Source organism: Martelella alba, from assembly GCF_006516955.1.
GTDB classification, from domain to species: Bacteria; Pseudomonadota; Alphaproteobacteria; order Rhizobiales; family Rhizobiaceae; genus Martelella; species Martelella alba.
In genome coordinates this window covers 86,565-102,765 of record NZ_VHLG01000016.1, presented here as the reverse complement: position 1 = coordinate 102,765, position 16,201 = coordinate 86,565, and the positions used below count along the sequence as shown (strand labels likewise).

7 protein-coding genes are annotated in these 16,201 nt (G+C 58.8%); 3 read left to right on the top strand and 4 right to left on the bottom strand.

Annotation, left to right across the window (positions count from 1 at the left end; all coding sequences use genetic code 11):
• Together FJU08_RS19780 and FJU08_RS19775 are read right to left on the bottom strand one after the other, a co-directional pair.
• Positions 1–1,294, bottom strand: a 1,294-nt coding sequence (locus FJU08_RS19780; RefSeq protein WP_181409947.1) for a S8 family serine peptidase, incomplete at its 3' end; no start/stop codon positions are given.
• Positions 1,295–1,912: 618 nt separating this feature from the next.
• Positions 1,913–3,652, bottom strand: coding sequence for a ShlB/FhaC/HecB family hemolysin secretion/activation protein (locus tag FJU08_RS19775; RefSeq protein ID WP_181409946.1), 1,740 nt, complete (start codon positions 3,650–3,652; stop codon positions 1,913–1,915).
• A gap of 412 nt (positions 3,653–4,064) precedes the next feature.
• On the opposite strand from FJU08_RS19775, the gene FJU08_RS19770 reads away from it, so the two are divergent.
• Positions 4,065–7,586: a two-partner secretion domain-containing protein gene (locus FJU08_RS19770; RefSeq protein WP_181409945.1), complete on the top strand. Its 3,522-nt coding sequence runs from the start codon at positions 4,065–4,067 to the stop codon at positions 7,584–7,586.
• 117 nt (positions 7,587–7,703) lie between these two features.
• Here the strand turns inward: FJU08_RS19770 and FJU08_RS19765 are convergent, their stop codons facing one another.
• Positions 7,704–10,397 carry a cation-transporting P-type ATPase gene (locus FJU08_RS19765; RefSeq protein ID WP_328592426.1) on the bottom strand — a complete coding sequence of 898 codons (2,694 nt, stop codon included), beginning with the start codon at positions 10,395–10,397 and terminating at the stop codon, positions 7,704–7,706.
• Between the two features lie 372 nt (positions 10,398–10,769).
• Positions 10,770–11,483, bottom strand: a complete 714-nt coding sequence (locus FJU08_RS19760) for a TetR/AcrR family transcriptional regulator (protein ID WP_141150773.1) — start codon at positions 11,481–11,483, stop codon at positions 10,770–10,772.
• A 114-nt stretch (positions 11,484–11,597) separates the two neighbouring features.
• On the opposite strand from FJU08_RS19760, the gene FJU08_RS19755 reads away from it, so the two are divergent.
• Together FJU08_RS19755 and FJU08_RS19750 are read left to right on the top strand one after the other, a co-directional pair.
• On the top strand, positions 11,598–12,800 hold the full coding sequence (locus tag FJU08_RS19755) for an efflux RND transporter periplasmic adaptor subunit (RefSeq protein WP_141150772.1): 1,203 nt from the start codon (positions 11,598–11,600) through the stop codon (positions 12,798–12,800).
• Entirely contained in the window at positions 12,797–15,925 is a 3,129-nt protein-coding gene (locus FJU08_RS19750; RefSeq protein ID WP_328592425.1) for an efflux RND transporter permease subunit, read from the top strand. The genes FJU08_RS19755 and FJU08_RS19750 overlap by 4 nt, the downstream gene beginning before the upstream one ends.
• The last annotated feature ends 276 nt before the right edge of the window (positions 15,926–16,201 follow it).

Below are 16,201 nucleotides of genomic sequence, written 5' to 3'. Positions count from 1 at the left end.
CGACGATCCGTCCGCGGGCAATGCCATCGGCCGCTTCTGCCTCCGCCAGGGCATCAGCGGAGAGAAAGCTGAAATCGAGCCCGGTGCCATAGTCGTTATAGATCAGGTTCCCGCTTGAATTGGTCGCATCTTCATTGGCCGGGCTGATGAAGGGATAAAGTCCGATACCCGTGGGGTTTTCGGCCGCAACTGGCGCCCATTTACCGTCATTTCCAGCCGAGACGACGAGAACCTGACCGGCATCCAGATTGGCCCGCAGCGCTTTTGCTTCCTCCTGATAATAAGGCTGCACCGTCGGTGCGATATCCCAGCTTTTGGCAAGGAGCCTGACGGAGGGGCCAAAACTCATATTGACCACGCTGACATCGGAAAACTGGGCGAGATAGCGCTCGGCGCTGATCGTCGGTTCAAAATATTGCGCCAGCGTACATCCCGCACCGGCCAGCGCATATAGTCCGCATGTTTGCAAATCCGAGAGCCGGACAGATGTTCTGCTGGTACTATCGAGCGTAACCCGGCCTGATGCACTGGCAATCGCCTGGACAGACAGGATCGTCGCATCCGGCGCCACGCCTTCCATACCGAAACCATTGTCTCCGGCGGCAATAATGCCGGTGACATGGGTTCCATGTTCGTCGACAGCCTGCGTGTCCGTCGGCCCCTGCTGGAGACCTTCTTCAATCTCCGCCGCACTGAGGGTCTGGTAACTCATGTTGATATCGACCCAGTTGAGGAAACTGGTCGAGCGGGAGTCGATCCGCCCGGTGAATTCGGGATGGACGGTCCCATCGGGGCTCATATCGAAGCCGCTGTCAATGACACCAACCACCACGCCTTTGCCGGTAAAGCCCAGTTCACGCGCGGTTGCAGCACCCATGGCTGACAGTGAATAGTTGCGCTCAAACTCGCTGAGCGTGCTCTCGTCAACGCCTTTGACACCGCCAGGATAGGGCAGTTGCGTATTGCTGGAAACCAACGGTGCGGACAGAACCGGCGCGATGGATGCAGCAGGATAAAGCGAGGACAGGAGCTGGGCGGAACGAATGGCATGCGTGATCTTGTCCGCCATTTCGGGACGGAGTGCTATCGCCTCGCTTTCAATCAGCTTTGTGCGCTTTGGTGTCAGACGGGTATTTTCAACCACGCTGGCGAGAAAGGACGTATCGCCGTAGGAAAGGGCCTTGCGCAGGGCCTGGCCAATGGCATCCGTTGCAGGATGAGATCCTGTCTTGACGGCGCCCGTCCCGTTCGCCGCCTCGCTCTGCGCCAAAGCCTGAACCGGAAGAGCCAGCAAAAGGGAGGTCAACAGTATTGATAAAGGCCAGTTGCCGCGACGTGCTTCTTTCCATCTTGACGAACGGGAAAAAGATCGGTGCATGGACAGGTCCAATCAGAGCCAAAGAGATGCCAATCGTGCAATTGCCTTCACCCGCCTGTGCAGATGAGACCGTCTCTTTGAACCTTTGGGGAGGACAATCGCGATCACGAGATATGAAATCGGCACCACCATGCCACACGATTATTTGATAAATATTTGGTTCCGCTAATTCTCGGAAATTACCTGAATAGTCATCGCTCTCAATCACGCGAGAGCAGAAATCACAGCATGGAAGGAGGGCTATAGCTGCAACGGACCACACTCAACACCGGGCAATATCACGCCCAACGAATTTTCCATGAAAATGGTTCGGGAAAATAGGCCGCATAAGGCGATGAAACAACCTTCGGATTCTCCTCGAGCGCCGTGCACCCATTCGGATGGACAAAGCACGATGCTGTAATGACTGGAGGGAAGACCGGTTTCAGGTCACAAGCTGGTCGGGATGTGAGTTGGAACGGGCTGTCTGCTTTCAGATCGGCGGTAGAACAGGGGCGTCGGAGCTCTTCCTTGGGGAAGGTCCGGGGCGCCGGCCTAAAACCGGGACAAGAAGGAGACGTTAATCCGGTTCTCGGGATTGCCGCTGCTCTTGCCGCCATGGGCATATTCGATCGTCAGATTGCCGGAATAAGGACTGTCATTTTCGGCGGCAACAAGTTTCAGTCCAATCCCGAATGCGCCGGCGCGGATAACCGGTTCCTCCAGGAGCGTCGCGTTTTCCAGCTGGCTTACGCTTCCAGCGACAAAAAGATATGGCGAGGCCGCAAAAGCAACGCCTGAAGTGCTGACAAAAGGCCGAAATGTTGTGGGTGATGCGACCTCGGCACGCAATCCGGCGCCGGTGTCGGCTTCCAGCTCTCCCGCGGCAAAAGCGGATACCCAACGCGCGCCGCCAAGGCTCAGTTGTTCGGAGGCGGGCAAAGGATCTCCGAAAGAGGTCTGTCCGATCAGCGAAAGCGAGAACACGAACAGATCATTGAAGGTCTGCGCATAATTGCCCTCAGCAACCAGTTTGCGAAAATCCGGCTGTGCGCCATCGCGCGACATCGGCAGGTCGTCACTGCTTTCGCGCGCGCCGAAGGCATTCAGCCCTGCGGACAGAGTCGCATTGCCGGAAAAACGCGCACCGTGTTCGGTCTGCGCATCAATTGTCTGGGTCAGACGCAGCACGCGCAAACGGTCGGAGCTGAGCGCGACATCGAAATCGGGCAGCTGAAAGCGTTGTGCCTCGTCGATGAGATCATAGCTGACGATGGTGGTGGCGTTGACGGAACGGCTGCGCAACCAGTCATAACCGTAATTGATCGAAAGCCGCTGAAAATGGTCGGGCGTATCGTAAGGCTGGTCATTGTCGGAAAGCGATTTGCTGTCGACACCCTCCACGTTCAGCCAGTTGCCTTCAATGCCGATCGGCAAGGTAAAGCCGGCGACGAACTGGCGGTTTTTCGGGTAATCGTCGAGGATGTTGTTGTCGGCAAAGCCGGGCCAGCCGCCCAAACGCAGATAGCCGACCTCACCGAGACCGAGGAGGTCATTGAAGTTGACACCGGCGCTGATGCTGTAGTCACCGAGCGCCTCAGTCATGTCATTGTTGACGCCAAAATAGCCCGTCACCGGATTGTAGCGCCCGGAAAGCGTCAGTGTTGTCGCGGCCGGCAACTTGCCCGGCGAAAGCGCGGATTTCATATCGAGGCCCGGCGTGTCGCCTGCCAGCAGAAGCCGGCGTTCAAGTTCTGCTTTCGTAAGGCTTTTCCGGCCGACAAGCGGCGCTGTGACCCGGCCTACCCGTTTTTGAACATTCGGTGGAAGCGACGCGTATGTCACCTGATCGACATAGCCATCGGTCACGACGAGCCGCAATTCCTGGCCATCCTCAATGGTCTGTGGGGGAAGGGATACGCGCACGAGAATGTAACCGGCGCGCGCATAGGCCGCCTCGAGCGCGTTGGCGGCGGCAAACAGGTCGGCTGCGCTTACTCTCTTGTCGGTGAATTGTGCTTCGATTTCCGCCGTTTCGGCGGCAAGAGCGGGCAGTCCACCCTCAATGTCGAGACCGGAAGGGGTAACGTAAAGATCCTCTGCACCCGCAGGCGCCTCAATACCGTTGGAGGCCGGAAGGTTCAGTCCGCCGCCCGGCGCCGGCGTGACGGATGGCGCATAGGTCGGGGCGACGAGCTGGCCGGCGGTCTGGGCCAGACCGGGGGCAGCGAAGGCGCCGGCGCAGAAGCTTGCCAGGGGAAGTGCGAGAAGCGTCCTCAAAGGATTCTTGGGCATCATTACTGTCATGATCGGCGTGAAACAGATGCAAGCCGTCCCTCGTTGGCGGCGATCCAGCCATGTGGGCGCCATCATTTGCTTTTTGCCAATTAAGCCAAATTTTACCAATGCAACAAGACCGAATATTGCGTTCAATGCCGTTTTTGCCCGTATGATTTCGTTCCGCCGCAGCAAGTTCTAGAATGAAAACCAAAAGTTCCCCTGAATAGTGAAGCCTAAAGGCGGCATCGTGCCCTTGCAGTCATTCCGTATACTGTAAGTTAAACTTGACGATTTTTAACTGGCAACGGCGCGTTGCACGGCCTAAATTGCCAAATATCAATCCGGTGGCAGAATGTAACCGAAATGGTGCCGCGACTGTCATGATATTCGACCGGCTGGACGCGGGGACGGCATGAGGGGAGTTTCAATGATGCGATCTTTTGGCTATTCGCCGGCTCACCGCCGTCCTTTGGCAGCGAAGGATACGCTCAGATCGCGATTGCCCTGGTTGCTTGTCTCCACCGCCCTGTTTTCCGTTCCGGCACTTGCCACAGACGATTTGCCCTCCGGCGCCGGGGTCGCTGCTGGCCAGGTCGGCATCGCTTCAAGCGGCAACAGCATGACAATCACGCAGACCTCTGACCGGGCGATCGTTAACTGGGGCAGTTTCAATATCGGCGCGGGCAACAGCGTCAACATTCATCAGCCCGGTTCCGGTTCAGCCATATTGAACCGAGTGACGGGCAGCACGCCGTCGAGCATAGCCGGGACCCTTTCGGCCAATGGACAGGTCTTTCTGGTCAACCCCAATGGCATTGCGATCACGCCGACAGGAACGGTGAGCACCGGCGGCGGGTTCGTTGCCTCCACGCTCGGCATCGCTGACAGCGATTTCATGAGCGGCAGTCTGAACTTTTCCGGCAGTGGTGCATCATCGACTGTTTCCAACAGCGGGGTGATTACGGTCGGCCACGGCGGTTATGCCGCGCTTCTCGGCGGCAAGGTCCGCAATGATGGACTGATCGCCGTTCCCTTTGGCAAGGCAGGCCTCGGCGCGGGCGAAGTGATCACGCTTGATCTGTCGGGAGACGGCTTCATGCAGGTCTCCGTGCCATCCTCGCTCGTCGACGACGGCGAAGCCCTGATCGAAAATTCCGGCACGGTCTCGACCGAAGGCGGCACGATCGTCATGCGGGCGGCGACCGCGCGGAACGCGGCGCGAAAGGCGATCAACATGTCCGGCGTTGCCGAGGCGCGTTCAGTATCCGGCCGCAATGGCAAGATCACGCTCGGAGGCGGAGAGGGCGGCAGCGTCCAAGTCAGCGGCAAGGTATCGGCGCGGGCGAAAAAGGCGACCTCGTCACCCTCCACGCAGGAAGGCGGTGTGATTGAAATCACCGGCGCGACGGTTGTCGCCGACCATGCTGTTCTTGATGCCTCCGGATTTGGCAATGGCGGAACCATTCGCCTTGGCGGTCACGAAAGCGATGCGAATGCCCTGCAGCGCGCAACCACACTGACGGTCTCCGATGGCACAATGATAGTGGCTGACGCGCTTGACGGCGGCAATGGCGGCACGGTGGTGTTCTGGTCAGACGATTATGCCGGGCTTTCCGGCACGGTCTCTGCCCGCGGTGCGGGCGATGGAAACGGCGGCCGTTTTTATGCCGCAGGCGCGCGCGGTCCGGTCTTTGCAAGCGAGGTTGATCTTGGTTCTTCCCAAGCTTCTTCGCTGATAAGTTTCACAATCGCACAGTCCGTTCTGCTCGACACCGTGCCCGAAGGCGCCTCCCGCCTGCTGACGACGGCAGTCGTCAACAGATATCTGAACCAGCTCGATAATCCCGGCAGCCTTGTTACGATCAGTAACTGGACCAAATCGCTAACCATTGCCGGAAATCTGAGCTGGGATACCGATGCCTCCCTTCAAATCTCCTCCGTGAATGCCGTGAATATCGCAGGCACGATCACGGCCACGGGGGAGTATGCGGGATTATTCCTGGATAATATGACGATGTCGCCCGGTGCAATGATCACCATGACGGGGACCGGCGCTACCGTCAACAAGCTCACTTCGAACAATCTGATCCGCACGGCTGCAGATCTGCAGGCCATCGATGCCGAACCCGCAGAGGACTATTATCTGGTCCAGGATATCGACCTGTCCGGAACCACCTATACAGCGCCGCTGATCGCGCAGTTGACCGGCAAGCTGAACGGTTTCGGTCATACGATTTCCAACTTTACACTGGCGGTTCCGTCCGGCGCGGACAGCAATTTCGGCCTCGTCGGGCAGAATTCCGGCACAATCTCCTATCTTTCCCTCGTCAATGCCAGCGTGTCGGCGCGATCAGACAGCAATACCGGATCTTACGCCGGACTGCTTGTCGGCACCAATGAAGATAGAGGCGATATAACAGGCGTCACGGTTTCCGGAACGGCATCCATCCATGGCGATGCCGTCTATTCCAATCTCGGCGGCCTGGCCGGAATGAACAATGGCACGATCAGCAATTCGATTGCCAATGTTGCGCTTGAGGCGAAAAGCAATTACGGCGCTTCACGCGTTGGCGGTCTTGTCGGGCTGAACACAGGAAATATCAGAACGTCCTCCGCCAGCGGAAACATAACGGGGCAGGCCGACCTGATCTATGCGGGCGGGCTGGTTGGCGCCCAGATCGACGGTACGCTCTCGGCATCCTATGCAACCGGTGACGTCGTGGTTATTGCCGGTGCGCAGACAATGGCAGGCGGTCTGATTGGATATACGAGCGGCGGTTCGGTTGCGGACGTCTATGCAACAGGCGATGTGACTGGAACAAACGGGACAGCAAGTGTTGCGCTCGGTGGGCTGATCGGCGCGAACAGTGTTTCCGTCAGCAGGGCGTTTTCAACCGGGAATGTGTCCTGGAGCGGCGACGCAACGCCGTCTGACGGGCTTGATCTTGGTGGCTTTGCCGGCACCAACACCAGCACCGGCACCATAACAGCCTCATTCTACAACACGGACACAAGCGGTCAGCCCAATTCAGGCACCGGCGTCAGCGGTGTTACGGGCATGACCAGCGCACAGTTTGCCGATCCTTATTATTTCACCGGGACTGCAATCAATGCCGGCTGGGATTTTACCGGCAGCGCAAGTCAGGGGCAGTCGGACCAGACAATGCCGGTCTGGGCTCAGCCGATCAACGGCGAGACCGCCACGCTCTACCGCCCTTATCAGAGGGCATGGATATTCGGTGAGAATGTGGTTACCACCTATGGCGACAGTTCCGTAACCCTCTCGCAGCCGCTGGTCTTTGCTGCAGCCGCAAATGTCACGAGCCCGGTCACGACCTTGTCGTTGAGCACGGCGCAGACGACTGTCCTTGGAAGCGCCAATTTCGGTCGCGTCGATATCGGTGGCCTGACCTATTTCGTGATGACGGATCAGATCGATTCCGGCGCAAGCTTTACGGTCAACCCCTATCCGCTCGGGCTCTATGGTTCCTTGTACCAGAAACCCTATGGCGTTGATTTGCCGCTTTCACAGCTTCCCTATTATTTTAAGTCGGGTTCGCTTTTCCCCGGTGATGTGCTTACAGGCACTCTGGCTTCCAACGGTGCGCCCGCATCGGCCCTGCTCGGACAATACGACATTACGCTCGGTACGCTTTCGAACCCGAATTACGACATTAGTTTCGATCCGGGCGAAATGACCGTTTACTGGGGGCGGCCAGGTTTTCCACCGCACTCGGCCGAATCCCAGGCTGTGCAGAGCGATCCTCGCGTGGCATCGGCTGTATCAACCGGTGAAAAGACGGAGACAAATGCGCTTTACAGCATTCAGCCCGGCGCTGTCGGTCCCGTCGTTTGCCAGGTGATCGAAGGCTGCTCGGATGGGGATATCGCGGAGCAGACCTTCATGGCGGCCGAGCCAAGCGGCGCTGCCGGACGCTCGCCGATTTGAAATGATCCCTTCTGGCGAATAGTCCGGTCTGACTGCGACTGACAAAAGCTTTGCGATGTCAGCCTGTCGTCCGTTTAGGCCGGGCCTTATATCACCGGCACTTTGGAGCCCGTGGCTTTATCCCGGACGAAGATCACGCAAACGCAGACGAAGCTGTTTTTCCGTTTCGACAATCGCGAAGAACACAACGCCGACACCGATGATAATCATACCGTCCCGCAAGGGTATTGCAGCGGTGGAAAACAGCGTCTGAAACGGCGGCAGATAGGTTATGGCGAGCTGGGCGAGCGTGACGGACACGACCGTCAGCCACACGACCCGGGTCCCGCGCACCGCTTTCCATGTCAGTGAGGTGCCATAGATGTTGCGGATGAAAAACAGATGGAACATTTCCATCACCACGAGCGTGTTCAGGGCGATGGTGCGGGCCAGTTCAATGGAATATCCCTGATCAATAGAATAGCTGTAGATCCCGAAGACGCCGCCGAGAAACAGGGTTGAGACGAGAAGGATATGCCAGCCCAGCTGGCCGGTCAGCAACGGTTCATTCCTGGGTCGCGGCGGCCGGCGCATGGTATCATCTTCGGTCGGCTCGAATGCCAGCGCCATGCCGAGCGTGATGGCTGTGATCAGATTGACCCAGAGAATCTGAACCGGGGTTATCGGCAGCGTCATGCCGAACAGGAGCGCCACGATAATGGTTGCGGCCTCGCCGGCATTGGTTGGCAAGGTCCAGCTGATGACTTTCTTGATATTGTCATAGACCGTCCGCCCTTTCCTGACGGCCGCCGCGATGGAGGCGAAATTGTCGTCCGCCAGTACGAATTCCGCGGCTTCCTTGGCGGCCTCGCTGCCTTTTTTGCCCATGGCGATCCCCGCGTCAGCGCGTTTGAGGGCCGGGGCATCATTCACGCCATCGCCCGTCATCGCAACCGTCATGCCATGGGACTGAAGGGCCATGACGAGGCGCAGCTTGTGCTCCGGGCTGGTGCGGGCGAATATATCGGTATCAAGAACCGCAGCGGTCAGGGCGGGGTCGTCCATCTGGTCGAGATCGGCGCCTGTCAGGACGTTTTCCGGGTTTTGCAGGCCGATCTGCCGGCCGATTGCAGCAGCCGTTCCGCTGTGGTCTCCCGTTATCATCTTGACCCGTATGCCGGCCGCATGGCATTCGGCGATGGCCGCAATGGCTTCGGGGCGGGGCGGATCGCTGAGACCGACAAGGCCGATCAGGATCAAGCCGTTTTTCACATCTGAATGTTCTAGAACCGTATGTTCCGGTGATACGGACCTGATCGCAAAGGCCAGTACGCGTTGCCCGCGCCCGGCAATGGTTTCGGCTTTCCCGTGCCAGTCATTCCGGTTGATGGGGGCCGTTCCGCCGGAAACCGTTCTCTGTTCGGCGCACATTGACAGGATATGCTCCGGCGCGCCCTTCACGAAAATGCAGGCATGGTTATCGTGATCATGGTTCAGCGTTGCCATGAAGCGATGCCGGGCATCGAATGGGATCATATCGGTCCGCCGCCAGCCGGAAAGTTCCTGGCGCGCATCGATGCCGACCTTGCCGGACAGAACCAGCAGCGCCCCTTCCATCGGGTCGCCTTCCACCGTCCAGACACCATCGCGTTCGCGCAGGCGGGCATCATTGCAAAGCGCCGCAGCACGCGCGATTTCATCCAGTATGGCATGTTCGCGCGCGCGCACGGCGACGTTGTTGAGTCTGATCTCTCCCCGCGGCTCATAGCCTGCGCCTTCGAGTGAGAAAGCATGTCCCTCTGTGACGATGGAGGCGACCATCATTTCATTCCGGGTCAGCGTGCCTGTCTTGTCGGTGCAGATCACCGATACCGAGCCCAGCGTTTCGATGGCAGGCAGGCGCCGGACAATGACATTGCGCCGCGCCATCGCCTGAACCCCGACGGCAAGCGTGATGGTCAGCACGGCCGGCAGGCCTTCGGGGAGGGCGGCTACCGAAAGGCCGACCACAGCCATGAACAGTTCGGCAAATGCGAAATGCCCGACGAAATAGCCGAAGACGAGCAGAACGGCAGCCATCAGCAGAATGAAGAAGGTAAGCCAGCGGGCAAATGCGTTCATCTGATGAAGCAGCGGCGTCGTCAGCGTTTCGACCGTGGACAGCATGCCGCTGATGCGGCCGATCTGAGTATCGGGTCCCGTCGCCACGATGACGCCGCGTCCGAGTCCGCTTGTCACGAGCGTGCCGCTATAGGCCATGCAGCCCCTGTCACCCAGCGCAGCGGCTGTGGCGACAGCGCGCCAATGCTTCTCGGCGGGGACGGATTCGCCGGTGAGAATGGCTTCCTGAATCTGCAGTCCGTTGGCCTGAAACAGCCGTATATCGGCGGGTACCTTGTCGCCGGGCTCCAGCAGCACGATGTCTCCGGGCACCAGCATCGCACCATCGACAGAACATCGCGTGCCATCACGCAGGACCGATGCTTTCAGCGCAAGCATCCCGCGGATGGCCTCCATCGCCCTTTCCGCCTTGCCTTCCTGAATAAAGCCGATGATTGCATTCACGACGACCACGGCCAGGATCACGAGCGTATCGGCGAGATGCCCGAGCGCTGCGGTGATGGCGGCGGAGCCGATGAGCACATAGATGAGGATGTTGTGGAAATGAAGCAGGAAGCGGATCAGCGGTCTGCGTCCGGCCGGCTGCGGCAGACGGTTTTCTCCATATTGTTCAAGGCGTCTTGCGGCTTCGTCGGAAGACAGGCCCTGTCTGTCGCTACGCAGGGCCCCGATGGCATGCTCGGCAGCCATAGAGTGCCAGACATTTTCCACCGCATCCTCCTCTCATTCCCGCATCGCCGTCAATCCGTTCCGGTCCGGGCCAGCCGGTTTGACAGAACATGCGCGTCATATGCGCCTCAAACCTCGCCCGCTTTCATGCTGCATATTGAATGCTGTACAACCCGTCGTAAAGGATACACCACCGGGCAGTGCCGGTCTTGAGGGCATATCGCCGCTTGCAATGGATGTATCGGACCGCAATTGCAGGCCGCAACACCCGGCGGCAAATGCCCTGAGCCCGTCCGGTAAAAGGTTCAGGGCTGCATATTGCAGCAGCATGAGGGGTTTCCCGTCGCGGATTTCACCTGTTTCAAGCCGCCGGAATGACCATAGAACAGGTTTGATTGCCGGCATGGGCCTGCATCAGTGGCGTCCATCCGGATCATTCGGAACCATTCCGTAAGCGACGACCGATAGGCATGTCCTGAGATAGGCGGCGCGGTCCTCCCCGCCCGGCCAGCCTGGTTCATGGCCTGATTTCAGGCTTGCCGCGCCAAAGACGATATCCATCAACATCTGCGCAAGGACGCTCACCGAAACAGGCCGGATCCGCCCCATTTTCTGCTGCCTTTCAAGCCAGTCGCATAAAAGCGCACGTGAATGTGTCGGGCCATGCCGGTCGAGCATGGCGCCAAGATCCGGGGATTGCTGGCTTTCCAGATGAAGCCGGGCCATCAGTCTCATGCTGTCTCGTTCTTCGCTTCGGCTGGCGTTGACGCGGAAGATTTCCTGCAGGGCCTGGTCTACCGGCAGGCCATCATAATCGCCCGGCAGCGCGATGATGGTTTCGCGATGACGGCCGACTATGGCGCCGAAGAGTTCGGATTTGCTAGGGAAAAGCCGATAGATTGTCGCAAGCGAAACATGGGCAGCGGCGGCGACACCTTTCATCGTCGTTTTCTGGTAGCCGGATTCAAGCATGAATTTTGCAGCCACATCAGCAATGGCCACGCGCTGCACCTCATCGGATGCGGGCTTCGGTCTGCCGCGCCCGCGCGCATCCGCTTTGCCCTGCCCATCCGGGCGCTGGCTTTTCTTTTCCGCTTCCTGATCCATGTAACACCATAAAAAGGCCATTAATGGCTTGCCTAAAGTGAGAGTAACGCTAATTACTGTAAATATAGCATAGCAACGATACCCGGCCAGAGCCTATGGGCGAAACCTGCCGAAACCAAGGAGCTTCTCGATCTCATGAAAACGGGATTTGGTTTGACACTGATCGCATGCCTCGTATTTCTGACGGCATGTAACCAGAAGGAAGAGCAGGCTGCAGCGCCTTCAGGCAACGGCACAGAGGTTGGCTATGTCTCGCTCCAGTCGACGTCCGTCCCCCTGACAGTCAGCCTTCACGGCCGTGTTGTTGCCTCGGCCGAGGCTGAGGTGCGTCCGCAAGTGGATGGCATCGTCCGCCAGATCCTGTTCACCGAGGGCGGGACGGTTGCCGAGGGCGATGCGCTTTACCAGATCGATGACCGCAAGTTCAAGGCCGCCTATGCCTCGGCCGAGGCCGCTCTGAAGAAGGCGCAGGCGGCGACGGCAAGCGCCCAGTCCACCTATGACCGCAATGAAAAGCTGTCGAAAACAGAAGCGGTCAGCACCCAGACGCTTGATGATGCCCGTGCCGATCTTTTGCAGGCCCAGGCCTCGGAAGCCGCCGCCCAGGCAGATCTGGATACCGCCCAGATTGACCTCGACAATACAACAATCCTGGCACCGCTTGGCGGTTCGATCGGGGCTTCGGAAGTCAGCGTCGGCGCCTTGATTACAAGTGAACAGACCGATGCGATGGCAACGATCCGCAAGATTGACACCGTCTATGTCGATCTGGTCGACAGCAGCACCAATTTCCTCAGGATCCGCGACCGGGTCGAGGCAGGCAAGCTGGAACAGCGGCCGGAGGGGCCCCTACCGATTACGCTGACGCTTGATGACGGCAAGACCTATGAGAAGAAAGGCGAGATCTCCTTTGCCGACATGGTTGTCTCCAAGACGACCGGCACCTTCACCATGCGGGCAAAATTCGTGAACCCCGACAATGTCCTGATCCCGGGCATGTTTGTCACGGCAAATGTCGATATGGGACTGATCCCCGGTGCGTTTCTTGTGCCCCAGCGCGCGGTGACCCGTGACGGCAGCGGTAATGCGACGGTCTATGTCGTCTCCGATGATGGCAAGGCAGAGCAGCGCATCATTACGACCAATGGCACCGAGGGCAATAGCTGGATCGTGGTCGATGGCGTTGAAAACGGCGACAGGCTGATTGTCGACGGTTTCCAGAAATTCTCCGCAGGCGCCGAGGTCGCGCCTGTCGCGGTAACGATCAATGATGACGGCGTCGTCGAACAGGATGGCGGCAGCGACGCTGCCGGACCGTCCGGGGAGAATGATAAGTGAACCCGTTGTCCCGCCGCAATGCTCTTGCAAGCTTCTTCATCGCGCGCCCCGTCTTCGCCATCGTGCTGGCCATCGCCACCATGCTGGCGGGCGTTATCGCCATCTATTCACTGTCGATCTCGCAATATCCGGATATCGCACCTGTAACAGTGCGCGTCAGCGCCACCTATTCCGGCGCCACCGCCGATGCTGTCGAAAATTCGGTCACCAAGAAGATCGAAAGCGCCATGACGGGGCTCGACGGCCTTCTCTATATGGAATCAACCTCCAGCACCGGTTCGGCTTCGATCACGCTCACCTTTGAAAACGGTGTTGATCCGGATCTGGCGCAGGTTCAGGTTCAAAACAAGGTGTCAGGGGTCGAAAGCCAGTTGCCGGATGCGGTGATTGATGCCGGGGTTTCCGTCAATCGTTCACCCTCCGGCATTTTGATGATTGGCAACATTATCTCGCGTGACGGCCGTTATACCTCCGATCAGCTGGCCGATATCATGTCGAGCCAGATCGAGGACCGGATCGAGCGGCTGGATGGCGTCGGCTCGGTGCAATCTTTCGGTTCCGGCTATGCCATGCGGATCTGGCTGGATCCCACGGCGCTGCAGAAATACCAGCTGGTACCGGGCGATGTGACATCGGCGATCAGCGCCCAGAACATTCAGGTCGCCGCCGGTTCTATCGGTGCGACACCTGTGGTCAAGGGGCAGCAGCTGAAAGCAAGCCTGATCGTCCGCACGCAGATGACGTCCGCCGATCAGTTCGAGCGCATCATTTTGAAAACGGAATCCGATGGTTCCATTGTCCGGCTTGCCGATGTGGCGCGCGTGGAGGTGGGGCTGGAAAGCTATGGTCAGAGCTCGACCTATAACGGCATGCCGTCCGCAGGTTTCGGTGTACAGCTCGCCTCAGGCGCCAATGCAATTACCACGGCGGGTCTTGTCCATGCCGAACTCGATAGCCTCGCCGGCTCCCTGCCGGATGGGGTCGAGATCGCCTATTCCTATGAGACCACACCTTTCGTAGAACTTTCGATCGAGAAGGTGGTGCATACGCTGATCGAGGCGATCATTCTCGTCTTCCTGGTTCTGCTGCTCTTCCTGCAGAATTTCAGGGCAACACTGATCCCGATGATTGCTGTTCCCGTGGTGTTGATGGGCACATTTGGTGTGCTCTCCATGCTCGGCTATTCGATCAACATGCTCACCATGTTCGCCATGGTACTGGCGATCGGCCTTCTGGTCGATGATGCCATAGTCGTGGTGGAAAATGTCGAGCGCATCATGCGTGATGAGAAGCTTCCGGTGCGTGAGGCCACGGAAAAATCCATGGCCGAGATCACCGGTGCGCTGATCGGCATCGCCCTGGTACTGACCGCCGTCTTCATCCCGATGGCGTTTTTCTCCGGTTCCGTCGGCGTGATCTATCGCCAGTTCTCGGTGACGATCGCCAGCGCCATGCTGCTTTCGGTGCTTGTCGCGATCATTCTGACACCGGCTCTGTGTGTTCTGCTGTTGCGGCCCGCTCATGATGGCTTTTTCGCGCGCTGGCTGGGCTGGTTTGACCGCGGTTTCACCCGGCTGACAGGGCGCTATGCCGATACGGTTTCGGCGCTCGTGCTGCGCCCGCTGCGCATGCTCTTGGTCTTTGCCGTGCTGCTGGTGGCCGCTTTCGGGCTTTACCGGACGCTGCCGACCTCGTTTTTCCCGGAAGAAGACCAGGGCGTGTTGATGACGCAGATCACATTGCCGGACGGTGCCAATGCCGCCCGCACCGAGGCAGTGATCAAGACCGTCGAAGACTATTTCCTGAATGACGAAAGCGACGCTGTCGAAAGCGTGTTCATGTCGCTCGGCTTCGGCTTTGGCGGCTCGGGTGAAAATCAGGCGCAGGCTTTTGTCCGGCTGAAGGATTTCGATCAGCGCAAGGACGCCAGCCTGTCTGCATCTTCCGTCATGCAGCGCGCCTCGGCAGCGTTTGCCGGCATCCGCGATGCCAATGTCTTTGTCGTGGCGCCGCCGGCAATTCAGGGGCTCGGTCAGACCAACGGATTCTCGATGTATCTGGAAGACAGCGGCAATCAGGGACGCGATGCGCTGCGTGCCGCCGGCAACAGGCTGGCAGACAATGCCAGCGGCAATTCTGTCATCGAAAATATCCGCGGTAATACGCGCACGCTGGAATCACAGCTCAAAATCAATGTCGATGAGGACAAGGCAACAGCGCTTGGCGTTGACCTGTCCGACATTGACAGTCTGGTGACGACGGTGTTTTCGGGCTCTGACGTCAACGATTTCGTCTATAATGGCGAGATCAAACCCGTCTATGTGCAGGGCGATGCCGCCTATCGTATGCAGCCGGACGATATCAATCTGTGGTGGGCCAAAAACAGTGACGGTGAAATGGTGCCCTTCTCCGCCTTTACCGCAACCGAATGGGTTCAGGGCTCGCCTTCGCTTGCCCGCTTCAATGGCACGGCAGCCATTGCGATCAACGGGTCGGCAGTTTCCGGCAGCAGTTCGGGCGATGCCATGGATGAGGCCGAACGGCTCGTCAGCGCGCTTGATGGCGGTTACACGGCTTCCTGGTCCGGCCTGTCCTATCAGGAGCGGCTGGCCGGATCACAGGAAGTGCTGCTTTACGCCGTGTCGCTGGTGGTCGTTTTCCTGTGCCTTGCAGCGCTTTATGAAAGCTGGTCCATCCCCTTCGCCGTCATTCTTGCCGTGCCGGTCGGTATTTTCGGCGCACTTCTCTTTGCGAAAGGCTTCGGTCAGGAAAATGACGTCTACTTCAAGGTGGGTCTGCTGATGACAATGGGGCTGACGGCGAAAAATGCTATTCTGATCGTCGAGTTTGCCCGCGACCTGGCTCAGCAGGGGCTCGGCATCGTGGAGGCGGTGACGCAGGCCGCGCGTATGCGGCTGCGGCCGATCGTCATGACCTCGCTTGCCTTCATCCTCGGCGTGCTGCCGCTGGCCATGGCCACGGGCGCCGGATCTGCGGCGCAGAACGCCATTGGCATCGGCGTTGTCGGCGGCATGCTGGCAGCGACCATTCTCGGCATCTTCTTCGTGCCGCTGTTCTTCGTGACGATAAGCCGCCTTGAGCGCCGCCGCCTTCCGAAGGATTGAAGGATGCTATGATCGGGAGCGGGGTGATGCTGCGTGACGCTGCCCCGTTCTCCGGGGCCGTACTCTGGCTCCCGGGCTCTGGCAGCGATAATCCGGCCCCGATACTCCGGCCCCGATACTCCGATTGCCAGCACAGGCACGATCCGTGCTGCCGTGCCTGTGCTGGCCGTCCGGCATTTCTTAAGCATGACAGGATTACAATTATAGCGGATCTTCCTTTGGGCCTTTCAATTGATGGGCAATGACTTTATAACTGCCATTGTTTAGTTCCAGTGA

What these genes read in the sequence shown, in the direction of transcription:
- FJU08_RS19775 (WP_181409946.1), bottom strand. Translation starts at nt 3,652, where the DNA reads ATGCCCAAGAATCCTTTGAGGACGCTTCTCGCACTTCCCCTGGCAAGC.
- FJU08_RS19760 (WP_141150773.1), bottom strand. Translation starts at nt 11,483, where the DNA reads ATGGCCTTTTTATGGTGTTACATGGATCAGGAAGCGGAAAAGAAAAGC.
- FJU08_RS19755 (WP_141150772.1), top strand. Translation starts at nt 11,598, where the DNA reads ATGAAAACGGGATTTGGTTTGACACTGATCGCATGCCTCGTATTTCTG.
- FJU08_RS19770 (WP_181409945.1), top strand. Translation starts at nt 4,065, where the DNA reads ATGATGCGATCTTTTGGCTATTCGCCGGCTCACCGCCGTCCTTTGGCA.